Genomic DNA, 24,097 nt, shown 5'->3' with positions numbered 1-24,097 from the left:
GCCTTAGATGAACGGGTTCAATATCGGCGGGATGATCTGGTTACCGGTCACCCCGGTGAACCGGACGTAGATCTGGGCGGGGATGTTCAGCGTCTGATAGACGCCGGCACCGACCCATGACACCGGTAGCCGTAGGAAGTCGGGTACCGAATCGACGATCCCTTGAATCGGGTCGTACACGTAGTACGGAATCGTGGCTGCGACGGTTCGCGAGCCGAGACTCAAGTTCGTCAAGACGTCCGGGTAACCCTGGGCGGCGAAGTCGGCGCTGATCACGCTGTACAGGTTGGTCTCAAACGGAGTGGTGCTGATAGTGGGATTCACATAGGTGCCATCGAAGACGCTCGACGTCAGAGGCGCGCCCTGCATGTATGCCGGCGGCGCAATGTTGAAGGTATCCATGACTGTCGGCGTGGTGCTGACGATCTGCCAGGAATTATTGATCCACCCGTCGTGGACATCGTTGTACGCCTGGTCCCACATGAGGAAAGACGCTGTCTCCACGGGAGATTGGAAGCCGTGACCGATGCCGGCGATGTTCGTATCGGTGTGACCGTGATCGGTGACGATGAGGACGTTCCATTCCTCGCCACCGTTGGCTGGGTTAGCCTCCCACGCGCTGACTGCCCCGAGCAGGCCAGTGCCAGTGCCGGGTCCAGTGGTGTCGTAATGACCCAGAAGGCTGTCCATCTGTCGAACGGCCGCGGCGTACTCCGGGGAGGCACCACCGTATGCGTGCCCCATTTCATCGACACCGACGTAGTACGAGAAGATAAGATTGCCCTGATCGCTATCGGCGGCCTGAATTGCGGCAATCGTCTTGCTTTGGACTTCTGCCTGCGACGCCGTCCAGTACGGGTCATTGGCACCCTGCGGAACAAATGTGATGTTGTCCGCGCGGATCGAGCCGGCGCCCGCGATATCGGTGATCACCGGCCAGTTCCCGATGACCGTGGTTTCGATACCTTCCCCATAGGCACCCTCGAGCTGGTTGTAAATGGTCGGCCAGTTGTCGTAGGTCCAGGGGGTGAAGACATTGTTGGTCACACCCGCGGTCTCGCTCCACACGCCGGTGTTAATGGTCGTCCACGACGGGTTGGAGACGCTGGTATGCCCGACGACAGTGGAGGCGGAAGTAGTGCTGTTCAGCATGAACTGGCGGAAGTTCACGTTCGCCGGGTCGGCCAGGATTCTGGCCAGGTTGGTGCCGTCCGTGCCGATCAACAGGAAGTTCGCATCGGGTGTCGCCATAGCGAATTCCTTGGCGGTTTGGAGATCGAAAACGGTGATCACGGACCCCGGGTTGCCGGTCGCGCCCGGCGAGCCGAACAAGAAAGATCCGCTGCCGCCGGGTCCACCGGCGCCGGGGGAAATGGTTGTCGGAGTTGCCGAGCCGAAAACGGCGCCGCCGAACCCGCCCGTACCGCCCGCTCCACCATTGCCCCAGAACAACCCGCCGGTCCCGCCGGCGCCGCCCACACCGCCGCGCAATCCACCGGTGCCGCCCGCTCCCCCGTTACCAAAGAACCCGGCATTGCCGCCGCGACCGCCGGCCTGCCCCGGCGTACCTGACCCGCCCCGTCCCCCGTTTCCCCAGAGGATCCCGCCGTCTCCACCGGCTTGCCCGGTGCCGTTGACACCGTTGTAGCCGTCACCGATCAACGGGCGGCCCAGGAAGAAGTTCGTCGGCCCGTTGATCACGTCGAGTGCCATCTGCCCGACGTTGGCGGCCTCGGCGGTGGCGTAGGCGTTGGCGCTGGTGGTCAGCGTCCGCAGGAACTGCTCGCCGAATGCCGCCGCCTGGGCGTTGATGGCCTGGTACGCCTGCCCGTGCGTCGAGAACAACGCCGCGATCGACTCGGACACTTCATCGCCGGCGGCGCTCAGCAGCTGTGTGGTGGAGGCCGCCGCCGCCTGGTTCGCGGTCTGAACGGCCGATCCGACCCCGGCCAAATTAGTGACTGCGGTGGCAAACAGGTCTGGTGATGCGAAGACATAGGACACCGGCGTGTCTCCCTCTCGGTACAAAACGCTGCGTTGCTGAGTCGTCCGACTTCCGGAGCGTATCGCTGCTCTGCACCGAACGGGACGTTTTGTTGACATTTGACCTACGTGTCATGGCGGACATCGAATAACGCCGAATTGGGCTCTGCGTCAGCCGCTTTTGACACAGCGGGGTCAGGTCGCGGACTGCTGAGCGGGCCGCAGCGACTCGTCGCGCAGGACCACGGTGACCGAGGCGGTAACGTGACCGCCGTGAAATCCTCCCCGGCGTATTACGCCGTCGCGCTCGCAATCGCATGCTTCCTCGCAGCTGTTGTCCTGCCCTCAGGCACGGCGACCGCCGCCGACTCCTGCCCCACCGCAGCCCCACCGGCCGGAGCGGCGCCCGACTGGACGCTGGCCGGAACCACCGGCAGCATCGCCGTCACCGGACCGACGGATGCGACTGCTCCGCGGGTGACCGTGACCGGGCCGTTCAGCGTCGCCCAAACCCAGGTGCACACCCTGCGGGCCGGGGACGGACCGGTGGCCTCGGCCACCGCGCGGGTCTCAGTCTGCTACCTGGGCGTCAACGGACGTGACGGATCGGTCTTCGACAGCAGCTACGACCGGGGCGCCCCGGTCAGCTTCTCGCTGCTAGGAGTCATCCCCGGCTTTCAGAAGGCCATTACCGGACAGAAGGTCGGTTCCACCGTCGCCGTCGCAGCGACCCCGGCGGACGGCTACCCCGAGGGTCAGCCCAGCGCTGGAATCCGTCCGGGCGACTCACTCATCTTCGTCATCAAGATCCTCAGCGCCGCCGGCTGAGCCGCGGGCGACCGCGAGCACCCGCTTGCGCACACCTCCGGTCGCCGATTGCATCAACCAATTGGTTCCTTTGCGGACCAGAAAACCCGGCACCGGCGCCGAAAGATCGACCATGAGCTCCAAGCGCAGTCGAGTGGAGTCACCTTCGGGCGTCAGGACGTAGCGGCCTTCTTGGGCGCGTAAGTAGTTGCCGCTCAACAATGTCCAGCTCAAACCGTCGTCGTGAAAGCGGTAGGCCATCACGTGCTCGTCACTGGCACCCAACACCTTGACGGTCTGACGGACCTTGCTGGGCAGGCCTTTCTCGTCCCGCTCCAGGATCTCGACCTTGTCGTGCAGTGCCGACCAGGACGGCAACGCCTCGAGATCCATCAACACGTCCATGACCTGATTCGGCGACGCTGGAATTACGACTTCGCGGGATTCGGTGATTGCCATCGGCACAGCCTGTCATCTCACCGGATGAGCGTCAGCGTAGCTCGGCGCGCTGATGGTGAATGCCCCGCGCGTCGGCATTTATTCTTGACCGGTGTCCTGGCAAGCGGACCCGCAGCCGTCAGCGCGACGATGGCATCTGATCGGCCTGGCCGGCTACCTCGGCATGCTCGGTATCTATGCTGCCGCGGCGTCGCGGGTCACCGCGGACCACAACGACGATCGTTTGCACTGGCTGCTGGGCGCCGCAGCGTTGATGGGCATCGCCGGTGCGCTGCTCGGCTGGCTGCGGGGGTGGCAGGAGCGACGAACGATGCTGGTGGCATGGCCGGTGGCGGGGATGATTGTCACCATTCTGGCCGGCTGGTTGGAGCCGCACGCCACCCGTGATTTTCCGGGCACCATCACGATTGCATTCGCCTATATCGGCCTGACCCGGCCGCGTTGGACCTCGTTGAAAATTGTCCCGCTCGGCATTGTGGCGTTCCTCGCTGGGGGCGGCAAAGCCTTCCCCGGCGCGCTGCCCGCAGCGATCCCCCCGGCGATCATGTGGATGCTGGTCGCCGAGGTCCCGGCCTGGCTCATCGACCGGCTGGAACAACAGAGCAAACTGCTGCGCAAGATCGCGCAGACCGATGCCCTCACCCAACTACTCGATCGCAGCACGCTGGGACCCCGGTTGTCGATGCACGCCAGCGAATCGGCGGTGGTCCTGCTCGACCTCGACAACTTCAAGCGCTACAACGACCGTCACGGCCACGAAGCCGGCGACGAACTTCTGGTGTCCTTCGCCGACGCGCTGCGCTGGTCGGTGCGCAAGGACGACGTCGTCTTCCGCATCGGCGGCGACGAATTCCTGATCATGCTCCTCGGGGCCGATCGTGCCCAGGCTGAGCAGGTCGTTGACCGGCTTCGCAGCCATTGGTCCGAGGTGGGCGGCCAGGTCGGGTTCAGCGCCGGGATCGCTGCTGGGGAGCAGGATCTGCTGCGACTGGCCGACGAGCACATGTACGCTGCCAAACGCTCCCGCGGCCTGCCCACGGAGTGAGCGGCGGGCGCCCGACGGCGATTAGGCTGGCGAAGTATTCCATAGCCCGCGACGGGAGAAAACGTATGTCGTCTATTGGTTCGGCACGCTCTGATGGGGACAGTTGGGACCTGGCTTCCAGTGTCGGCGCGACTGCGACGATGGTGGCCGCCGCCCGCGCGCTGGCTTCCGCCGACCCGGATCCGCTGCTCGACGATCGCTTCGCCGAGCCGCTGGTGCGTGCGGTCGGGCACCCTTTCTTCACCCGGATGTTGGACGGTGAGATCCCGCTCGACGACGTCGACATGCCGATGGACTTTCAGCAGCGGCGCGAGCAGATGACGGTGCGGACCAGGTTCTTCGACGACTTCTTCAGCGCCGCAACCGCTGCCGGCATCCGTCAGGCGGTGATTCTGGCGGCTGGGCTTGACGCCCGGGCCTACCGGTTGTCCTGGCCGATGGGAACAGTGGTTTTCGAAGTCGACCAGCCCGATGTCATCACCTTCAAGAGCGTCACCCTGGCTCAGATCGGCGCTGAACCAACGGTGGAACGCCGTCCGGTGGGGATCGATCTGCGCGAAGACTGGCCTACCGCATTGGCGGACAACATGTTCGACGCCTCTCAGCCGACAGCCTGGATCGCCGAGGGGCTGCTCCCCTACTTGCCGCCCGACGCTCAGGACCGGCTACTGGACAACATCACCGCGCTCAGCGCCCCCGGCAGCCGGCTGGCGACCGAAAACATCAAAGACATGAGCGTTTTCACCGACGAGCGGGCCCGCGCCATGCGCAGCAGCTGGCGCAAACACGGACTCGACATCGACGTCGCCGAATTGGTGTGGCTCGGCCCGCGACGGCAGGCCGGTGAGCATCTGGCGGCCACCGGTTGGACGGTCACCCACCACTCCACCGAGCAGGTGTATGCCGAATACGGTTTCGTGGTGCCGGACAACGAGATTCTTGCGGAGTTCCGTCAGGCCGTTGGTTATGTCAGCGCGGAGTTGGGCTGACGGGTGCTCGTCGCACGCCGGTGTTGTGATTCGCGCTGAAGTGGGCATCCCGTCCTCAACCGCACTAGGAGGATCCAGCACATGAGCCATGTCCCGTCCATCAACCTCAACGACGGGCACACGATCCCGCAACTGGGTTTCGGCGTCTTCCAGATCGAGCCGCAGGAGACGGCGGCCGCGGTCCGCTCCGCCCTGGAGGTGGGATACCGCCACATCGACACCGCGCAGATGTACGGCAACGAAAAAGAAGTGGGCCAAGGCATTCGCGATGCGGGCCTGGACCGCAGCGAGGTGTTCGTCACGAGCAAACTCAACAACGGCTATCACCGACCCGACGACGCACGCCGCGCCTTCGACGAAACGCTGTTGGCACTGGGCTCGGACTACGTCGATCTGTTCCTCATCCACTGGCCGCTGCCGATGCTGTACGACGGTGATTTCCTGGCCACCTGGACCACGCTCGAAGAGTTCGCCCGGGACGGGCGCGCCCGTAGCATCGGTGTGTCGAACTTCCAGCCGAATCATCTGGACCAGTTGGCCGCCGGATCGCAGACCGTACCCGCGGTGAACCAGATCGAGGTGCACCCCTACTTCACCAACGACCAGGTCCGCGCCTACGACCTGGAGCACGAGATCGCCACTGAGGCCTGGTCACCGATTGCTCAGGGCAAGGTCCTCGACGATCAGGCGATCGTCGGAGTCGCTCGCGCAGTTGGCAAATCGCCCGCGCAGGTGGTGTTGCGCTGGCACATCCAGCGCGGCGACATCGTATTCCCGAAGTCGGTCAACATCGACCGGATGAAGTCGAACTTCGACATCTTCGACTTCGAACTGAGCGGTGACGACATGACCGTGATCAGCGGGCTGGATCGCGGCGAGGACGGCCGCACCGGGGCGCACCCCGACGAGTTCGACTACATCCCGGACTGAGCGGTTCCCGGACGCCTCAGCTCTGCGGGCCCACCGAGGGCGGCCAGTGCGTGCCCGGCGAGGCGTCGCCGGGTTCGGCGTGCTCACCCCGCGACAAGGGCACCCACTGCTCGCTCGGCGCAGGTTGCTTCGACGACGGGAAGTCGCGCAGTTTGCCCGACGGCTTGGCGTCCCACTGGGCGAAGGTCAACGGCGTCTGCAGCCAGGCGTGCAGCAGGTTGTACACCGCCTCCAGGGAGTCCATGTGGGTTCGCTCCCAGCCGTGGCTGCCGTCCAGGCCGAAGCCGACGAGCGCGGCCCGGGTGCCGGCTCCCGCCTCGATCGCCGCGGCGGCGTCTGATCGGTAGTAGCGGAACACGTCTCGCGCGTACGGTATCTCGCAGCTCTCGGCGAGCCGGCACAGTTTGCGGGTCAGGTGATAGTCGAACGGTCCGTGCATGTCGGCCATCGGGATCGTCACGCCGTCCTCGAGGGAATGCTGGCCGGGCGCGCACACCGCGTTGTCGACGGACACCAGTTCGGCGGCGTCGGCGGGCAGGCCGTGACTGGCGCCGTGGCCGACCTCCTCGGTGATGGTGACCATGATGGTGGTGCGGTGCGGCAGCACCACCTCGTTCTCAGCGAAGTTCTTGGCCAGCGCGAGCGCGACTGCGACGCCCGCCTTCCCGTCGAGGTGACGGGACACGATGAAGCCGTCGGCGGTGAGTTCGGGACTGGTGATCATGGCGACGAAATCGCCGACGTGCAGGCCGAGCCGGACCAGGTCTTCGCGCGAGGACACCTTGCGATCCACGCGGACCTCGACGTGCTCCCAGTCGGTCGGCTGGGTGTCGATCTCGTCGCCGAACGCGTGCCCGCTGGCTTTCAACGGCAGCACCGTGCCGGTGATGAACTCGTCGGGATCGTCGATGAAGATGCGGACCCGGGCACCGGCGGCGAACCGCGCGGAGAACGTGCCGACCGGGACCAGCTCCAGGCGACCGTTGTCCTTGAGCCTGCGGACCATGCAGCCGATGGTGTCGGCGTGCACCACCAACGCCCGGTCGGTGGTCTTGGACTTCCCGGCCAGTTCCGCGGTGAGCGCTCCGCGCCGCGTCAGGGAGAAGGGCACCCCGAATTCGTCGAGGATGCCGCCGATCAGTTGCATCACCGCGTCGGTACGTCCCGACGGGCTCGGTGTCTGCAGCAGCGCGAGCAGCGTGTCGATCATCCACGCGCGATCGGCTTCGGCCATGGCCGCCTTGTGGACCACGCCGCCTCCTTCCAGATTGTTTGGACTCGTGTTCAACCTAGCGGTGTTTCGCATCGGCCGATTGCCGAGGGCGGGCACCGCGACTCGGCGCGGCGTGCCGCGCTACGTCTGTGCGCGGGTTGGTGGCCGCGGCTCCACCAGAAAGTCCACGACGATGGCGGCCATGTCTTCAATTGCGTTGCGCGCCATGACTTCGAAGCCGTGAGTGCTCAGCGTGGGCAGGCACAGCAGCCCGGCGCGCGGAGTCAGGCCGTAGGCCTTGGCGTGGGAGGCGTCGGACTCGAACGCCCCGAGCGCGGCCGCCTGGGGCGTCAATCCGTGGTCGGCGGCGATCGCCATCAGCCGGTCGGCGACGTCCTTGTCGTAGACGCACAGCGCGTCGCTGTAGCCGACAATCGGGCCGCCGGTGACGCTGGTCCCGTATTCCGCTTCGGTGGGTCCGACCTCCAGCGCGAGGGTGAGCGTGCCAGGCAGTGTGGCGCTGGCGTAGGACCCGCCCACGCCGCCGATCTCCTCGTTGGTGGTGAATACCAGATAGACGTCCGCAGCGGGCCGTTGCCCGTCGGAGTCGAGTCGGCGCGCGGCGAGCAGGAGCGCGGTCACCGCCGCGCGGTCGTCGAGGAAATAGGAGCCGAGGTAATCGCCGACGTCGACCAGGGTTCGCTTGCTGCGGTCGACGCAGATCCGGGTGCCGGGGTGTACGCCGGCGTCGGCGAGTTCGGCCGGACTTCGGCCGGTGAAGACATAAACGTGCTGCCAGTCCAGCGCCCGGTCGCCCTGATCGGGTTTGGTCTCCCAGATTCGCCGGCTTTCCTTGGTGGTGTGCTCGGAACCGAGGGTGAGCACCGCGGTGAACGTCTCGTTGTCGCCGAGCACCGCGACCGGACCGAGCCCGAAGTTGCCCGGATACATCGTCCCTAACTGCGTCAGGTGCAGGGAGCCGTCGGGTTCGACGCGCTTGACCAGCATGGAGAGTTCGTCCATGTGGGCCATCACCTTCGTGGCGGGTGCCCCGCCTCCGGCGAGGTAGCCGACCAGGTTGCCGGCGTCGTCGGTCCACATGTCGTCGACGTGGGGTTGCAGCTCACGGGCACAGATCGTCCGTACTGCTTCTTCCTGACCGCACGGCCCGTACGCCCACAGGAGTTCCTGCAGCAGTTCGGCGGTCGAGTCGGGCACCTACGTCCCCTTGCGTTCGCGCCATTCCCGTTCGAACGGCAACCGCCACGCGTTGGGTGCGATCAACTGGTGAATGGCGTTTGGTCCCCACGTGCCGGCCTGGTACATCTTTGCCGGCGGTGGGTCGTCGAGCAGATCCTGCGAACGCTCCCACAACGATTCGATGCCTTCGGCGGTGGTGAACAAGGTGTGATCGCCGCGCATCGCGTCGAGGATCAGCCGCTCGTAGGCCTCCAGCACGTCCACCACGGTGTCCACCTCCTGGGAGGAGAATTGCATGGACAGCTTGTCCAGCTTCATCCCCGGCCCGGGCCGCTTGCCGTAGAAGGACAGCGAGACCTTGGAGTTGTCGGCCAGATCGAAGGTCAGGTGATCGGGACCCTGGGTTCCCACGCCCGAGCCGGGCGGGAACATGGTGCGGGGAGCTTCTTTGAAGGCGATCGAGATGATGCGGATGCCTTCGGCCAGCTTCTTGCCGGTCCGCAAATAGATCGGCACCCCGGCCCAGCGCCAGTTGTCGATGCCGACCTTGAGGGCGATGAACGTCTCGGTGTCGGAGTCCTTGGCCACCCCCTTCTCTTTGCGGTAACCCGCGTACTGCCCGCGGACCACGTTGGACGTCTTGACCGGCAGCATCGACCGGAACACCTTGTTCTTCTCTTCGCTGATCGCGTACGGTTCCAGCGCCGTCGGCGGTTCCATCACCACGAACGCCATCACCTGGAACAGGTGGGTGACGACCATGTCCTTGTAGGCGCCGGTGTTCTCGTAGAAATTCGCGCGCTCATCCAACCCGAGGGTTTCGGGGATGTCGATCTGGATGTGGTCGATGAAGTTGCGGTTCCAGATCGGCTCGAACAGGCCGTTGGCGAAGCGGAACGCCAGAATGTTCTGTGCGGCCTCCTTGCCCAGGAAGTGGTCGATCCGGAAGATCTGCGATTCCTCGAACGTCTCGTGCACGAAGTCGTTGAGGGCTACGGCGCTGGCCAGGTCGGTGCCGAACGGTTTTTCCATCACCACCCGGGACCGGTCGACGAGATCGGCTTCCCGCAGCGTCGAGATAACGTCGCGCGCCGCCTTCGGCGGGACCGACAGATAGTGCAACCGGCGCACGCCTGCACCCAGGTTCTGTTCGGCACGCGCTACTGCGTCGGCGAGCGCCTCGGCGCCCGCACCCTGCGGCACATACGTGACGATGCGGGCGAAGTCCTCCCACTGTTCGGTGTTGAGTTTGTGGGTACCGAACGAGTCGATCGCGTCCTTGGCGATCTTGCGAAACTCGTCGTCGGTGAGGTCCTCCATGGACGTGGCGACGATCTGGATGTCCGGTGCGAGGTCGGACTGGTCCAGGTAGGCCAGGCCGGGCAACAGCTTGCGCTTGGCCAGATCCCCTGTAGCGCCGAACAACACGATGACATGCGGGTCCAGCGGGTCGGATTCGTGGCGGTGTGGGCGTGCGTCGGCCGCCGGATAGGAGATCGTCTGCGGTTTCTTGGTGGACACCATGGCGATACTTCCATCGCCGCGCTGGCTGCGCAGCAAGCAGGTCAAAAATGGTCCCGCGCGGCGTCGATCGCCCGCAGGATGCGCTGTTCGCTCACCGGGCGGGGCGTGCCGAGTTGCTGGGCCCACAGGCTCACCCGGAGTTCCTCGATCTGGTAGGCGATGTCGCGGACGTCGGCCGCCGCGGCGCGCTCCGGCGGCAGCGTGTGCAGCAGGTCGTCATAGGCGTCTTGCACGGTATGCACCCGTCGCATCCGCTCCTGGTCGGCCTGCACGGCGTGTGGCAACCGGTCGAGACGACGGCTCACCGCGGTCAGGTAGCGAGTCAGGGCACCAAGACGCGAGCGCCCGGTTGCGGTGACGAATCCGGGCGGCAGCAATCGGTCGAGCTGGGCTCGCACGTCGGTGATGGCCGCGGCCTGGGTTGCCGGTGGTTCAGCGGGCAGCGCGAGTTCGACCTGTCGCGCCGCGGACAGGACCGTCTCCACCTCCCGGACGACATCGAGGGTGGCCGTGGCGAGAGTCTGGGAAAGCCGGTCACGCAGTGCCGCGAACGCGGTGCGCGTCCACACCGGCTGGGTGGCCAGTGCGTCGGTGGCGGCGTCGGCGCAGTCGTCGAGCAGTGCGCTCAGCGAACCGTCGGGATTGCTGCCCAGGGTCAGCCGAGTACGTGGATTCAGTTGTCGTTCAACAGTTTTCGCTGGCGATGGGATGCTCAGCCGCAACAGTCGACGTACTCCGGGGCCCAGTGCGGCGCGTTGTTCGACGGCGGTCGGGAAGACGCGTAGCTCGACCGTCGTGCCGGCGTCGACGAACGCAGGAAAGCCTCGCACGGTCCGGCCGCTCACCGCCCGTTCGACGACGGACGGCAATTCGTCGAGGTCGTCGGGCCAGGTACGCAACGCGGTCCGTTCCAACTCGCCTGCGACGGCCCGGGCGACAGCCTGTCGCGCCGGGGCCGCCAACTTGTCCTGCAGCGCCTGGAGGTCCTTGCCGCGGGCCACCTCGGAACCGTCTGCGGACTCGACGGCGAACGTCACCCGCAGGTGCGACGGCAGCGAGCCCACATCGAAGGCATCCACAGGTACCACCACCCCGGTGCGACGACGAAGTTCGCGCTGCAACGCCGGCAGCAGCGGCTCGGTGCCGGCCTCGATACCGGCCAGCACCGCCCGCGCGGTGTCGGGTACCGGGACGAAGTTGCGCCGCAGGTCTTTCGGCAGCGAACGGATCAGTGCGGTGACGAGCTCTTCGCGCAGGGCCGGCACCTGCCAGGCGAACTCGTCGCCACCCAGGCGGGCCAGCACGTCGATCGGCACGTGCACGGTGACACCGTCATCGGCGGCGCCGGGCTCGAACCGGTAGGTCAGCGGCAGCGTCGCATCGCCGGTCCGCCAGGTGCCGGGCCGATCGGCGTCGGCATCGGTCTTGTCGGCGTGCAGCAATTCGTCGCGGGTGAAGGTCAGCAGCTCCGGGGTGCGGTGGCGCTGCTTTTTCCACCACCCGTCGAAATGCCGCGCCGAGACGACGTCGGCGGGAATGCGAGCGTCATACAGCGCGTAGATGTCGTCGTCGCCGACCAGCAGGTCGCGACGGCGTGCGCGCTCCTCGAGCTCCGCCAGCTCAGCCCGCAGCCGGGCGTTGTTGGCGAAGAAGTGATGGCGGGTCTGCCAGTCCCCCTCTACCAGCGCGTGACGGATGAACATTTCGCGTGCCACCGCCGGTTCGACCCGCGCATAGCCGACTCGACGGCGAGCGACGAGCGGCAGCCCATACAGCGTCACCCGCTCGAAGGCCAGCACCTCTCCGCGCTGGGCGTCCCAATGCGGTTCGCTGTAGGTGCGCTGCACCAGATCGCCCGCGACCCGCTCGACCATCTCGGGCTGGATCCGCGCGGCGGTCCGCCCGTACAGGCGGCTGGTCTCGACCAGCTCGGCCACCACCACCCAACGCGGCGGCCGTTTGGCAAGCATCGAACCGGGGGCGAGGACGAACCGGGCGTTGCGCGCGCCCAGATATTCGCGTGCGTCCTCCCGGCGCATCCCCACATGGGACAGCAGACCGGCGAGCAGGGCCGCGTGGATCTGTGCCGACTCCGCCGGCTCGTCGGATTCGGTGATGCCCAGGTCGCGGGCGATGCTGCGCAGCTGCCCGGTCAGATCCTGCCACTCCCGGATCCGCAGGTAGTGCAGGAAATCCTCGCGGCACATGCGTCGGAAAGCATTGCCGGACAGTGTTTTTCGTTGGGCACGCAGATGGTTCCAGAGGTTCAGGTAGGCCATGAAGTCCGAGTGTTCGTCGGCGAACCGGGCGTGCTTCTGACGGGCGGCCTCCGCGCGGTCCGCGGGTCGCTCCCGTGGGTCGGGAATGGTCAGTGCCGCAGCCAGCACCAGCACCTCCCGCACGCACCCCTCGGTCTGAGCCTGCAGAATCATCCGGCCCAGCCGCGGATCGACGGGCAACCGTGCCAGGCGCCGGCCCAGTTCGGTGATCGCACCCTGCTGATCGAACGCGCCGAGTTCCTGCAGCAACTGCACGCCGTCGCGGACACTGCGCCGGTCCGGCGGGTCCAGAAAGGGGAAGTTCTCCACGTCCCCGAGTTGCAGCGCCGCCATCTGCAGGATCACCGCGGCAAGGTTGGTCCGCAGGATCTCCGGTTCGGTGTAGCGGGGGCGGGCCTGGAAATCCTGCTCGGAGTAGAGGCGGATACACACCCCGGGCGCCACCCGGCCGCACCGGCCGGCGCGTTGCGCCGCCGAAGCCTGCGAGATCGGCTCGATCGGTAGCCGCTGTACCTTCAGCCGGCGGCTGTAGCGCGAGATGCGGGCGTTGCCAGGGTCCACGACGTAGCGGATCCCCGGGACGGTCAACGAGGTCTCGGCGACATTGGTGGCCAACACCACCCGCCGACCGGTGTGGGGTGCGAACACCTTGTGCTGTTCGGCGGTGGGCAGCCGTGCGTACAGCGGCAGCACCTCGGTATGACGCAGTCCACCCAAAGCCTCTGCGGTGTCGCGGATTTCGCGCTCACCGGAGAGGAACACCAGCACATCCCCCGGTGGCTCGGTCGCAAGTTCGTCGATCGCATCGAGGATCGCCTCGACCTCGTCGCGGGTCTCGGTCCGCACGATCTCCTGGTCAGGATCATCCGGATCAGCGGCATCTTCGGCGGGCGCTGCGGCGATCTCCAACGGGCGGTAGCGGATCTGCACCGGATAGGTCCGCCCGGACACCTCGACAATCGGCGCAGCGCCACGGGCATCGCCGGCCACGCTGAAATGCGCGGCGAAGCGCTGCGGTTCGATGGTCGCCGAGGTGACGATCACTTTCAGATCAGGCCGGCGCGGCAGCAGCTCACGCAGGTATCCCAGCAGGAAGTCGATGTTGAGGCTGCGCTCGTGGGCTTCGTCGAGGATCAGGGTGTCGTAGCGCAGTAGGCGCCGGTCGCGCTGGATCTCCGCCAGCAGGATGCCGTCGGTCATCACCTTCACCAGAGTGCGGTCGCTGACCTGATCGGTGAACCGGACGGTATAGCCGACCACATCGCCGAGCGGGCTGTGCAGTTCATCGGCGATGCGCTGTGCGACAGTGCGCGCGGCCAACCGTCGGGGCTGGGTGTGTCCGACCGTGCCGCGGACGCCGCGGCCGAGTTCCAGGCAGATCTTGGGTAGCTGAGTGGTCTTGCCGGAGCCGGTCTCGCCGGCGACGACCACCACCTGGTGCTGCCGAATCGCCTCGGAGATTTCCTGGCGCCGGTCACTGACCGGCAGGTCGGGATAGGTGATCGCGGGGACCGCATCCCGACGGGCCGCCACCAGCGCTTCCGCCGCGACCACCTGACTGGCCAGCGCTCGCAGCGCTGCGGGGTTCGCGCCGCGCGAGTTCCGTAACCGTCTGCCCAGGCGCGCCGCGTCGCGGATGGTCAACTCGTCGATTCGGCGGCGTAACTCCGCGGACGTCGGGTCGGCCACTCCGCAGAGGATAGGCCGTCCGGCTCCCCTAGCCCTCCGGCAGCACCGGCCGGCACATATTCATGCCCGGATCCCACCACTCCCCGCTGGCGCACGCGAGCGGCTGCGGTCCCACGCCCAAAGGCCGACACACATTGGCCGTGGGGTCCCACCACTCGCCGTCCGCGCAGGCCAGGGGCTGTGGTCCCACGCCCAGGGGTCGGCACACCTTGCCGGTGGGATCGAACCATTCACCGTCGGCGCACTGCGCCGAGCTGACCGCCGGTGACACGACAGTTACCACCGCCCACGGCGCTGCCACCATGGCGGCGACGGCGACCAGACGACCGAGATTTGTCCACATTGCGCACCTCACATCGCGCTGTTCAGGGTGAATGACGGGATTTTTCCCGTCGCTGCCGAATTCCAAACTCTGCAGCCGCCGACAACTCCTGCGTCGGCGGTATGCCAGGATCGTGGCATGACTGCACGCAGCCTCGCCCGCATCCTCGGTGTCTTCGTCATGGCGACGTGGGCGTTGCTGAGCGTGCCGATCGCCGACCCGACCGCCACCGCCGACCCTTGCGCCGACGTCTCGATCGTCTTCGCCCGCGGAACGCACCAGGAGCCCGGCCTGGGCAACATCGGACAGGCCTTCACCGACTCGCTGACCACGCAGATCGCGGGACGTTCGGTCGAGGTCTACCCGGTGAACTACCCGGCCAATGACGACTACCACACCAGCGCACCGGCCGGCGCCGACGACGCGAGCGCCCACATCCAGGGCACCGTCGACAGCTGCCCGAATACCAAAATCGTGCTGGGTGGTTACTCCCAGGGCGCCACCGTGATCAATCTGGCCAGCAACCAACTGCCGCCCGCGGCGGCGAATCGGGTGGCGGCGATCGCCTACTTCGGCGAGCCGTCCAGCGGATTCTCGTCGGCGTTGTGGGGCGGCCCGTTGCCCACCCTCAACCCCGCCTACAGCGGCAAGTTGATCAGCCTGTGCGCCGCCGACGATCCGATCTGCACCGGGGGCGGCAACATCATCGCCCATGTCTCCTACATCGAGAACGGCATGACCAACCAGGCCGCCACGTTCGCCGCCAACCGGGTGAAGTAACCGGTCCTCAGTGCGCCAGCAGGCGCCGCTTCTGGTCGGTGAATTCGTCGTCGGTCAGAATTCCCGCGTCACGCAGCGACGCCAGCTCGCGCAGCTCGGCGGCGATGCTGGTGATCGGGCCGCCCGCCGGCACCGGCGCCGCGGTCCCCTCCGTCGCGTCCTGGGCTGACACCGCCCCGACCCGCTTGGTCACGCCGCCGACCCGCTCCCGGACGCGCGTTCCCGTCCCGCCCCCGGATCCGGTGGTGGCGGCCATCGCTCGCCCGGCCATCCCGGCCAGGGCCATCTGGCTGAACAAACTTCCGGCGCCGCCGGCCGCCCCCTCGGCCGCCGCGGCGGTCGCCGGTATCGACAGCGTGGCCAGGCGGATTGCCGGCGCGGCCGTGGTCCAGCCCGCCGGCACCGTCAACGCTCCGACCGTCGATGCCTCGCCGATCCCCGCCGCGATGGTCGAACCTGCGACGGGCGGCAGCGGCACCGGGCCCGAGTAGCTCGGTATCCGCGCCGCGCTGCTGACCACGTCGTCGGTGTGCAAACCGACGTAGTAGCCGTCGATGTCGTACGGCAACGCAGCGCCCCCCAGGATTCCGTCCAGGGTCAGACCCGACAGACCGATTTCGGGGTCCACGAAGATGCCACTGAGATCACCGAGGAGGTCGAGCACATCGAGCAGCGACGTCGGGTCGGCGGCCGCGGCGGGACTGGCCAGGCCGGTCAACGCATTGGGCACGGCGGAGAATGCCTGGGCCGCGTTGGACACCGTGTTCTGCACGTTGCCGGCCGAGATTCCGCCGGCCTGGGTGACCGCGGCGGCCTGGGCCGGTAACCCGCCGGGACTGGTGCTGGACTCCGGCCCGCTGAAGGGCTCCAGCATGGTCGCTGCCGCGGCGGCTGCCGCATACCCGAGCATGGCGCCGGTGTCCTGCGCCCACATCTCGGCGTACGCGATTTCGGTGGCGGCGATGGCGGGCAGGTTCTGTCCGAAGAAGTTGGTCGCGATCAGCGACGTCAGCTGGGTGCGGTTGGCGGTGACCACCGGTGGTGGCACCGTCTCGGCAAATGCCGTTTCGTAGGCGACGGCTGCTGCCGTGGCCTGGTTGGCCGTTTGCTCCGCCTGCCGCGCGGTGACCTGTAGCCAGGCCAGGTAGGGGGCGGCCGCGGCCGTCATCGACGCCGACGCCTGCCCCACCCAGGGTCCGGCAGTCAGGCTGGTGAGCACCGACTGGTAGGCGCTCGCCGTCGACTGCAGACCGGCCGCCAAATCGTCCCAGGCCGCGGCGGCTCCCAGCAGCGATCCCGAACCTGGACCGGCGTACATCAGCGCGGAGTTGATCTCCGGCGGCAGCAAGGCGAAATACATGGCGTCCTCCCGGTCGGTGCCGTCGGGTGCCCGCTGAGTGCTTGAGCCGGCGCAAGAATGCAACCACTCAGCGTGTTGTCCGAACACCCAGCAGGTCGCCTGTTGGTCGCACAGGCTTCACCAATAAACCACACAATTGTCCGCCAGCTACTATTGCCAGCGGAAAGTGTTTATTCTCACCTGGGCCGCTGCTCAGGGCCCCTCAGCTATCTGTCGAACTCGAGATGGTGCCGAATCTCCTCGGCCGCGGCCTCCAGATTCCGGTTGACCAGTCCCCGGCCCAGCCACTCGCTGATCCGGGCCACGCCCAATCCGGTGGCGGAGAAGGTCAGGGTCAGAGTCAAGCGGCTCCCGTCGTCTTCCGGCTCGACCAGCGCTGCGAAGGTATGCCGCGTCCCCTGCACCGATCGCCACTTGAGCAGACTGCCCTGGGGCGGGGTGATGAGCACCCGCCCGCCGAGCTGGATGGTGCCGCCGTCCATGAAGACGTCCCACAGTTCGCCGTCGTCGCGCGACTTGATGAAGCTGCAACGGCTGAACGTAGACACTTCCGGGAACAGGCGGCGCGGGTCGGTGACGAAAGCTCCGCTTTCCTCCAGCGGGCACCGGACATGGCGGGCAACCGTGATCGTCTGCGTCATGTCAGCGGACTAACGGCACGATGGTCTTGCTGGCCAATTTGGACAGACCCACCTGCATGACGCTGGTGACGTAGTCGTAGGCGCGGTCCCAATCCGGCTCCTCCCCGAACCGCTTGCGAAGGTCGATCGGGTCCAGCGCCTGCATCCGGATTTTTGCCGGCAGCGGGAAGTGCGGCAGCGGCAGCGGCGACAAACCCCATGGGATGCTCAGCGTCAGTGGCAAGCTCTTCACGCGGGCCAACTTGTCCAGCCGCAGCAGCTGAGCGGTGCGGCGTCCGTCATTGAGTACGAACAACGTGTCGTGGCCGCCCGTCGCGATCACCGGCACGATTTTGACGTTGCACTTGTGCGCCAACCGCAGGAAGCCCTTGCGTCCGGAAAAGACGATCTTGTTGCGATCACGCCAGGGGCGCAGCGCCTCGACGTCGCCGCCGGGATAGACCAGCGCGGAGCCGCCGCTGGTGAAGACCTGCTCGGCGAAAGAGTTGGCCGCCGGAACCACGCCGAGCTTGCGGGTCAGTCCCCCGATGCCGGGGGCGCCGGCGACCGTGTCGTGCGCCAGCGCATAGAGCGGGCGGCCCTCGATGGTGAAGTAGGTGTTGTAGGCGAGCAGGAAGACGAAGGTGTCCGGCGTCGCGCCGCCGCCGCTGTGATTGCCGACGAACAACACCGGCTCGTCGGGGACCTTGTCGAAGCCATGCACCTCGGCGCGGAACCACACCGTCGCGGCCAGCCACAGCGGCGGTAGCACGGCACGGATGAACTCCGGGTCGCGGTGGCGGAGTTCCTCGGGAAGGCGTGGCCGGCTCATCTCGATGAGATTAACCGCGGCGACGGATTCCACGCCCGGTGGTCACCAGTTCCCGGTGCGATGTTCGCACGTCGACGTGGAATGCTGGAAGCGACGCGTGGCATGGCCGCCCTGTGGCCACCCCGCCATGTGATGACATGCGTACGGGACGGCGGATTCCGGAAGGTGGGCAGGTGCGTTTGCGTCGTTTAGCTGACCGAACTATCATCTGGACACATGTCCAGTTTGCTGTCGTGCCGGCCGCGGGTTCGTTGACTGCAATGGGACTGGTGCCCTTCCGTGGCTGGTCGTTGACGGTGAAGGGTTGAGTATGCGAATTGCTCTATTGTCCTACCGCAGTAAGGATCACTGCGGCGGACAAGGCGTCTATGTGCGGCACCTCAGCCGCGGCCTGGTAGACCTCGGCCATCAGGTCGAGGTGTTCTCCGGCCAGCCCTATCCGGAACTGCTGGATCCCCGGGTGCGGTTGACCAAGGTGCCGAGCCTGGATCTGTATCGCGAACCCGATCCGTTCCGGGTGCCGCGGCCCAGCGAGATTCGCGACTCGATCGACCTGCTAGAACTGGCCACCATGTGGACCGCGGGCTTCCCCGAACCCCGGACGTTCACGCTGCGGGTGGCCCGGTTACTGGCCGAGCGGGCCGGCGAATTCGACGTCGTCCACGACAATCAGAGCCTGGGCACCGGTCTGCTCACCATCGCCGAGACGGGGATGCCGGTGGTGGCGACCGTGCACCATCCCATCACCCGCGATCGGGTACTGGATCTCAACGCCGCCAAATGGTGGCGAAAACCGTTGGTGCACAGGTGGTATGGCTTCTCAAGCATGCAGAAGCAGGTAGCGGCCCAGATCCCGGACCTGCTGACCGTGTCGTCGTCGTCGGCGCAGGACATCGTCACCGATTTCGGTGTCTCCCCGGATCAACTGCACGTGGTGCCGCTGGGTGTGAATACCGACCTGTTCAAACCGGTTTCGCTACCACGCCAACCTGGCCGGGTGATGGCGATCGCAAGTGCTGACACCCCGCTGAAAGGTGTCAGCACGCTGCTGCACGCGGTCGCGAAGTTGCGGACGAGTCGCGACCTCGAGTTGCGGCTGGTCGCCAAGGTGGAAACCAACGGCCCGACCCACAAACTGATCGCCGAGTTGGGGATCTCCGATATCGTCCACATCGCCAGTGGGCTGTCCGACGCCGACCTCGCGGCGTTGTTCGCCTCGGCTGAGGTGGCGTGTATTCCCTCGCTCTACGAAGGGTTTTCGCTGCCAGCCGTGGAAGCGATGGCAAGCGGCACTCCGATCGTGGCCAGCCGGGTCGGGGCGTTGCCTGAGGTGCTCGGGACCGACGGCGCGTGCGCGGAGTTGGTGGCTCCGGCCGACGTCGATGCGCTGACTCACGCACTGGGTAGGCTGCTCGATTCACCGGAGCGGCGCCGCGAACTCGGACGAGCGGGACGGGCGCGCGCGGTCAGCGTGTTCAGCTGGGAGGCGGTCGCCGCCCAGACCGTGCGGATCTACGAGCGGGCGATCGCGCGCTCAGCGGTCGCCGGAGGCAGCCCGCAATGCTGACGGTGGATTTCGACCGCCTGGGCATCGGGCCCGCGACGAAGGTCATCGACGTGGGTTGCGGTGCCGGACGGCACGCGTTCGAGGCGTACCGGCGGGGCGCTGACGTGGTGGCCTTCGACCAGAACGAAAACGACCTCCGCGATGTGGACACCATCCTGCGTGCGATGGAGGCGAACGGCGAAGTGCCCGAAGGCGCCTCAGCCAAGGTGGTGCGCGGCGACGCGCTGCACCTGCCGTACGCCGACGGCACGTTCGACTGCGTCATCGCCTCAGAGATCCTGGAACACATTCCCGAGGACGACGGTGCGATCTCCGAACTGGTCCGGGTGCTCAAAGTCGGCGGCACGTTGGCGGTCAGCGTGCCGCGGTGGCTCCCCGAGCAGGTCTGCTGGTGGTTGTCGACGGAATACCACAGCAACGAAGGCGGCCATATTCGGATCTACCGGGCAAGTGCGCTGCGCGACAAGATCATTGGCCGCGGACTGAAGTTGACACATGCACACCACGCGCACGCCTTACACGCGCCGTTCTGGTGGCTCAAATGTGCAGTCGGCGTCTCGAATACCGATCACCCCGCGGTGTCGGCGTACCACAAACTGCTGGTGTGGGACTTGATGCAACGGCCCAAGGTCACCCAGCTGGCCGAAACGGTGCTCAACCCGCTGGTCGGCAAGAGTGTCGCCATGTATTTCAGCAAGCCGCCGGAAGCGGAAAGCGAAGCAGCGCCGAGGTATTCAATTGCGTCGGGATAATCCGCCGGCCGTCGCCGGAATCCTCACCGCCGAGCAGTGCCTGCAGACGGCTGCCTCGATCGCGGCCGCGCAGGAACCCTCAGGCGCCATCCCGTGGTTCGCCGGCGGCCACACCGATCCGTGGGACCACGTGGAGAACGCTATGGCGCTCACCGTGGCCGGACTGCTGGAACCGGCCCGCGCGGCGTTCGACTGGTGTGGTCGCATGCAGCGCCCGGACGGGTCGTGGCCTATTCAGATTCGATCGGGTCACATCGAAGATGCCAACAGCGACAGCAATTTCTGTGCCTATGTCGCCACGGGTGTCTGGCACCACGTGCTGGTCACCGGCGACGAGAAGTTCGCCGCGACGATGTGGCCGGTCGTGCGGAAAGCGATTGACTTCGTCATCGACCTTCAAATCGGGTACGGCGAAATCTGTTGGGCCCGAAGTGAAAACGGTCCCATCCCGGAAGCTCTGCTGACCGGTTGCGCAAGTATCTACCACAGCATCCGCTGCGCGCTGGCACTTGCGGGTTTCATCGGCGACCCGCAACCGGAATGGGAACTCGCGGTCGGCCGGCTGGGACACGCGATCACCGCGCATCCCGAGGCGTTCACTGAGAAAGACCGCTACTCGATGGACTGGTACTACCCCATCCTCGGCGGTGCGTTGCGGGGTCCGGCAGCCGCCCTTCGAATCAGACAACGCTGGGACGACTTCGTGGTGGGGGGCCTGGGAATCCGCTGCGTGCTGGACCGCCCGTGGGTCACCGGCGCCGAGACGTGCGAACTGGTCATGGCCCTGGATGCCATCGGCCACCGGTCGGCGGCGCACCGCCAATTCGGCGCGATGCAACACCTGCGCGAAGCAGACGGCTCCTACTGGACCGGCCTGGTTTTCGCCGACGGCAAGCGGTGGCCCGAGGAGCGGACCACCTGGACGGGTGCGGCGATGATCCTTGCCGCCGATGCGCTTTCCGACACCACACCGGGCAGCGGGATCTTCCGCGGCGATGCCCTGCCGATGGGTTTGCAGACCGATTTCGACTGCGAGTGCGTCGCGACCGGACGGTAGTCAGACCTGCTCGCCGGCTCGACCGCCGATCCGCTCGAGCACCCGCAGCGAGCCCAGCGCACTGATCTCCTTGAACTGGCCGGAATCCAAAGCACGGCAATAGATCTGGTAAGGAGCGCGACCTCCGTCGTTGGGGTCGGGAAATACGTCGTGGATGACCAGGGCCCCACCGGGAGCCACCCACCTGGCCCAACCGTCGAAGTCGCGGGCCGCGGCGGCTTCGGTGTGCCCGCCGTCGATGAACAGTAACTGCACCGGGGCGCGCCACCCGCGCGCGACCACCGGGGATTTGCCGACTACGGCAACCACGTGGTCGTCGAGCCCGGCCGCGTCCAGGGTGCGGCGGAAGGTGGGCAGGGTGTCGAACAGTCCGGTGACCTCGTCGACCAGCGAGGCGTCGTGGTACTCCCAGCCGGCTTGGTGCTCTTCCGATCCGTGGTGATGGTCGATCGTGTAGAGCACGCTGTCCGTCTGTAGGGCCGCTGCGCCCAGCAGCAGCGCGGACTTGCCGCAGTAGGTGCCGATCTCCACGCCCACACCGCCGTCGAGGTAACGCAGAGCGGCGTCGTACAGGGCGCGGCCCTCGTCGGCGGGCATGAAGCCCGGCACCTGGTCGGCAAGGGCGAACAACCGCTGGCGTGCGTCGTCATCACTCATCAGCTGAACCTATCGGTCGCCGGCCGAGTGCTGACGTCGTGGTCGCTTGCTGGCGTGCCGCTATCGGCGCATCGCCTGGACAGCAGTCCGGCGATCAGCCGTGCGGGGCCTCGGAGATCTTGCTGTCCGGCTTGCCCAGCGTCTGGCACCAGGCCTGCGCCGCGGTGCGGGTGGCGGTGATCTCGATGGAGGCCGGCTCGGTGCCGTTCTTGTCCTTCAGCATCTTGCTGACCTCTTCGCTCTGCTTCTTCTCGTCCTGGGAGACGAAGTCCTTGCACTTGGTGTCGCCACCGGTGTTGATCACTTGCGAGGGCGAACAACCGCTGAACATAAGCGCGGCGATGACGAACACAGCAGGTGCGAAGCGCTTCATCTCTGGCCTCTCCGGAGTCGGGGTCGTAGCTACCTATTACACCGGCGCATCCATTTCCAAACGCCGCCCGGTGGTCGCGTCCGCGCGGCAGCGGCCGCGCCGGGCGCTACTTCTCCAGCGTGAACTGGTTGACGTCGATGTAGCCGGTGCGGAAGTTGTCGGCGCAGCCGGTCAGGTACTTCATGTACCGGTCGTAGACCTCTTGGGACTGGATGGCGATTGCCTCGTCCCGGCGTGCCTGCAGTGCCTGTGCCCAGACGTCGAGAGTCTTGGCGTAGTGCTGTTGCAGGGACTGCTGGCGGGTCAGCTGGAATCCCGCCTTGGCCGAATGATCGGCCACCTTGTCGGTGGACGGCAACCGCCCGCCGGGAAATATCTCGGTCACGATGAACTTGGCGAACCGGACGATGTCCATCGTGACGGGCAGGCCGGTGCTGTCGAACTGCTCTTTGTTCAGCGCGGTGATCGTGTGCAGCAGCATCACCCCGTCGCTGGGCAGCAGTTTGTACGCGGTGCTGAAGAAGTCGTCGTAGCGGTCGTAGCCGAAATGCTCGAACGCGCCGATGGATACGATGCGGTCGATGGGCTCGGTGAATTCTTCCCAGCCCTGCAGCAACACCCGCCGGGTGCGCGGCGAATCCATCTCGTCGAATTTCTGCTGCACGTACGCGGCCTGATTCTTGGACAGCGTGAGTCCGACGACGTCGACGTCGTACTTCTCGATGGCGCGGCGCATGGTGGCACCCCAGCCGCACCCGACGTCCAGCAGCGTCATGCCGGGTTGCAGACCGAGCTTGCCCAGCGAAAGGTCGATCTTGGCGATCTGCGCTTCTTCCAGCGTCATGTCGTCGCGTTCGAAATACGCGCAGCTGTAGGTCCGCGTCGAATCGAGGAACAGCTGGAAGAACTCGTCGGACAGGTCGTAGTGTGCCTGCACGTCGTCGAAGTGGGGCGTCAATCGATCGGTCATGGAATCGGGATGCCTTTCAGGCCTGTGCATCGCTCGTGAGGCCGGCAGAGCCCACCGCCGGCTGGCAAAGTGTTCCCACTCGCCATCTGGTCAAACCGGACTCCCTGCCTCGTTTCAATCAGTCACCCTACCGCGCATCGTCGGCCACCGGACTTGACGCGCTGGCCCGACCCGTCGCGACAGCAGCCGACAAACTCTTGACTCAATCCAGATGAGCGCGAAATATGGGCGCTGTGTCCTCAGCCCAGGATTACGCCGAGCAGTTGCGGCGGGCGGATCTGCGCGTGACACGACCCCGTATCGCGGTACTCGAGGCGGTGCGTGACCGTCCGCATGCCGACACCGAAACCATTTTCGCGGCGGTGCGGCGGGGTCTGCCCGATGTTTCCCGGCAAGCGGTGTACGACGTCCTTGGTGCGCTGACCGACGCGGGTTTGGTGCGCAAGATTCAGCCGTCGGGTTTGGTGGCCCGATACGAGTCCCGCGTCGGCGACAACCACCACCACGTGGTCTGCCGGTCCTGCGGGGTGATTGCCGACATCGACTGCGCGGTGGGTCAAGCCCCGTGTCTGACACCGGCTGAGGACAAAGTCTTGGATGGTTTCGTTCTCGACGAGGCCGAAGTCATCTATTGGGGCCTGTGCCCCGACTGTTCGAGTAATTCCTGATCGCAGCCCGATTTATCTAAC

The 24,097-nt window shown here is 66.4% G+C and carries 22 protein-coding genes; 9 read left to right on the top strand and 13 right to left on the bottom strand.

Going from position 1 to position 24,097, the window contains the following annotated elements:
* Positions 1-3: 3 nt before the first annotated feature.
* Positions 4-2,004, bottom strand: coding sequence for a PE domain-containing protein (locus tag ACZYZ9_RS00605; RefSeq protein ID WP_463824304.1), 2,001 nt, complete (start codon positions 2,002-2,004; stop codon positions 4-6).
* A 243-nt stretch (positions 2,005-2,247) separates the two neighbouring features.
* Between ACZYZ9_RS00605 and ACZYZ9_RS00600 the strand changes: the two genes are divergently transcribed.
* A complete protein-coding gene (locus ACZYZ9_RS00600) occupies positions 2,248-2,811 on the top strand; it encodes an FKBP-type peptidyl-prolyl cis-trans isomerase (protein ID WP_463824303.1) in 564 nt (187 codons plus the stop codon).
* Here the strand turns inward: ACZYZ9_RS00600 and ACZYZ9_RS00595 are convergent.
* Entirely contained in the window at positions 2,770-3,249 is a 480-nt protein-coding gene (locus ACZYZ9_RS00595; RefSeq protein WP_463824302.1) for an SRPBCC family protein, read from the bottom strand. The two genes, ACZYZ9_RS00600 and ACZYZ9_RS00595, sit on opposite strands and share 42 nt — an antisense overlap.
* Positions 3,250-3,340: 91 nt before the next feature.
* Between ACZYZ9_RS00595 and ACZYZ9_RS00590 the strand changes: the two genes are divergently transcribed.
* The 3 genes from ACZYZ9_RS00590 (at position 3,341) to ACZYZ9_RS00580 (ending at position 6,213) form a co-directional block, all read left to right on the top strand.
* Positions 3,341-4,294 carry a GGDEF domain-containing protein gene (locus ACZYZ9_RS00590; RefSeq protein WP_463824301.1) on the top strand — a complete coding sequence of 318 codons (954 nt, stop codon included), beginning with the start codon at positions 3,341-3,343 and terminating at the stop codon, positions 4,292-4,294.
* Positions 4,295-4,359: 65 nt separating this feature from the next.
* Positions 4,360-5,283: a class I SAM-dependent methyltransferase gene (locus ACZYZ9_RS00585; protein WP_463824300.1), complete on the top strand. Its 924-nt coding sequence runs from the start codon at positions 4,360-4,362 to the stop codon at positions 5,281-5,283.
* An 81-nt stretch (positions 5,284-5,364) separates the two neighbouring features.
* Entirely contained in the window at positions 5,365-6,213 is an 849-nt protein-coding gene (locus ACZYZ9_RS00580; protein WP_463824299.1) for an aldo/keto reductase, read from the top strand.
* A 16-nt stretch (positions 6,214-6,229) separates the two neighbouring features.
* Here the strand turns inward: ACZYZ9_RS00580 and ACZYZ9_RS00575 are convergent, their stop codons facing one another.
* From ACZYZ9_RS00575 to ACZYZ9_RS00555, 5 genes are all read right to left on the bottom strand, one after another.
* The gene (locus ACZYZ9_RS00575; protein WP_463824298.1) at positions 6,230-7,465 is read right to left on the bottom strand and encodes an osmoprotectant NAGGN system M42 family peptidase; all 1,236 of its coding nucleotides are present in this window, start codon (positions 7,463-7,465) and stop codon (positions 6,230-6,232) included.
* Between the two features lie 102 nt (positions 7,466-7,567).
* Complete coding sequence (locus tag ACZYZ9_RS00570; protein ID WP_463824297.1) at positions 7,568-8,644, bottom strand: M42 family metallopeptidase; 1,077 nt, start codon at positions 8,642-8,644, stop codon at positions 7,568-7,570.
* On the bottom strand, positions 8,645-10,147 hold the full coding sequence (gene zwf / locus ACZYZ9_RS00565) for a glucose-6-phosphate dehydrogenase (protein ID WP_463824296.1): 1,503 nt from the start codon (positions 10,145-10,147) through the stop codon (positions 8,645-8,647).
* A 44-nt stretch (positions 10,148-10,191) separates the two neighbouring features.
* Positions 10,192-14,118 (bottom strand): ATP-dependent RNA helicase HrpA, encoded by a 3,927-nt coding sequence (gene hrpA / locus ACZYZ9_RS00560; protein ID WP_463824295.1) that lies wholly within the window; start codon positions 14,116-14,118, stop codon positions 10,192-10,194.
* A 28-nt stretch (positions 14,119-14,146) separates the two neighbouring features.
* The gene (locus ACZYZ9_RS00555) at positions 14,147-14,461 is read right to left on the bottom strand and encodes a hypothetical protein (RefSeq protein ID WP_463824294.1); all 315 of its coding nucleotides are present in this window, start codon (positions 14,459-14,461) and stop codon (positions 14,147-14,149) included.
* A gap of 117 nt (positions 14,462-14,578) precedes the next feature.
* On the opposite strand from ACZYZ9_RS00555, the gene ACZYZ9_RS00550 reads away from it, so the two are divergent.
* Positions 14,579-15,220 carry a cutinase family protein gene (locus ACZYZ9_RS00550; protein ID WP_463824293.1) on the top strand — a complete coding sequence of 214 codons (642 nt, stop codon included), beginning with the start codon at positions 14,579-14,581 and terminating at the stop codon, positions 15,218-15,220.
* 7 nt (positions 15,221-15,227) lie between these two features.
* On the opposite strand, the gene ACZYZ9_RS00545 is transcribed toward ACZYZ9_RS00550, so the two are convergent.
* The 3 genes from ACZYZ9_RS00545 to ACZYZ9_RS00535 form a co-directional block, all read right to left on the bottom strand.
* On the bottom strand, positions 15,228-16,580 hold the full coding sequence (locus ACZYZ9_RS00545; RefSeq protein WP_463824292.1) for a PPE family protein, SVP subgroup: 1,353 nt from the start codon (positions 16,578-16,580) through the stop codon (positions 15,228-15,230).
* Positions 16,581-16,786: 206 nt separating this feature from the next.
* Positions 16,787-17,221: a hypothetical protein gene (locus tag ACZYZ9_RS00540; RefSeq protein WP_463824291.1), complete on the bottom strand. Its 435-nt coding sequence runs from the start codon at positions 17,219-17,221 to the stop codon at positions 16,787-16,789.
* Position 17,222: 1 nt separating this feature from the next.
* Complete coding sequence (locus ACZYZ9_RS00535) at positions 17,223-18,032, bottom strand: 1-acyl-sn-glycerol-3-phosphate acyltransferase (protein ID WP_463824290.1); 810 nt, start codon at positions 18,030-18,032, stop codon at positions 17,223-17,225.
* A 310-nt stretch (positions 18,033-18,342) separates the two neighbouring features.
* On the opposite strand from ACZYZ9_RS00535, the gene ACZYZ9_RS00530 reads away from it, so the two are divergent.
* The 3 genes from ACZYZ9_RS00530 to ACZYZ9_RS00520 are packed head-to-tail and all read left to right on the top strand — an operon-like array spanning position 18,343 to position 21,408.
* Positions 18,343-19,599, top strand: coding sequence for a glycosyltransferase family 4 protein (locus tag ACZYZ9_RS00530; RefSeq protein WP_463824289.1), 1,257 nt, complete (start codon positions 18,343-18,345; stop codon positions 19,597-19,599).
* Positions 19,593-20,351 (top strand): class I SAM-dependent methyltransferase, encoded by a 759-nt coding sequence (locus ACZYZ9_RS00525; protein WP_463824288.1) that lies wholly within the window; start codon positions 19,593-19,595, stop codon positions 20,349-20,351. The genes ACZYZ9_RS00530 and ACZYZ9_RS00525 overlap by 7 nt, the downstream gene beginning before the upstream one ends.
* The gene (locus tag ACZYZ9_RS00520) at positions 20,338-21,408 is read left to right on the top strand and encodes a prenyltransferase (protein ID WP_463824287.1); all 1,071 of its coding nucleotides are present in this window, start codon (positions 20,338-20,340) and stop codon (positions 21,406-21,408) included. Before ACZYZ9_RS00525 ends, ACZYZ9_RS00520 begins: the two co-directional genes overlap by 14 nt.
* Here ACZYZ9_RS00520 and ACZYZ9_RS00515 read toward each other — a convergent pair whose 3' ends face one another.
* The 3 genes from ACZYZ9_RS00515 to ACZYZ9_RS00505 form a co-directional block, all read right to left on the bottom strand.
* Positions 21,409-22,065 carry a class I SAM-dependent methyltransferase gene (locus ACZYZ9_RS00515; protein WP_463824286.1) on the bottom strand — a complete coding sequence of 219 codons (657 nt, stop codon included), beginning with the start codon at positions 22,063-22,065 and terminating at the stop codon, positions 21,409-21,411.
* Between the two features lie 94 nt (positions 22,066-22,159).
* On the bottom strand, positions 22,160-22,438 hold the full coding sequence (locus ACZYZ9_RS00510) for a hypothetical protein (RefSeq protein ID WP_463824285.1): 279 nt from the start codon (positions 22,436-22,438) through the stop codon (positions 22,160-22,162).
* 106 nt (positions 22,439-22,544) lie between these two features.
* Positions 22,545-23,408 carry a cyclopropane mycolic acid synthase family methyltransferase gene (locus ACZYZ9_RS00505; RefSeq protein WP_463824284.1) on the bottom strand — a complete coding sequence of 288 codons (864 nt, stop codon included), beginning with the start codon at positions 23,406-23,408 and terminating at the stop codon, positions 22,545-22,547.
* A gap of 233 nt (positions 23,409-23,641) precedes the next feature.
* Here ACZYZ9_RS00505 and ACZYZ9_RS00500 point away from each other — a divergent pair, with 233 nt between their 5' ends.
* Positions 23,642-24,076, top strand: a complete 435-nt coding sequence (locus ACZYZ9_RS00500; protein ID WP_463824903.1) for a Fur family transcriptional regulator — start codon at positions 23,642-23,644, stop codon at positions 24,074-24,076.
* The last annotated feature ends 21 nt before the right edge of the window (positions 24,077-24,097 follow it).

The sequence above is a fragment of the Mycobacterium sp. IDUB_28 genome (assembly GCF_055419285.1).
Note: the sequence above shows the minus strand (reverse complement) of the source record. Positions and strands in the feature narration are given on the sequence as shown.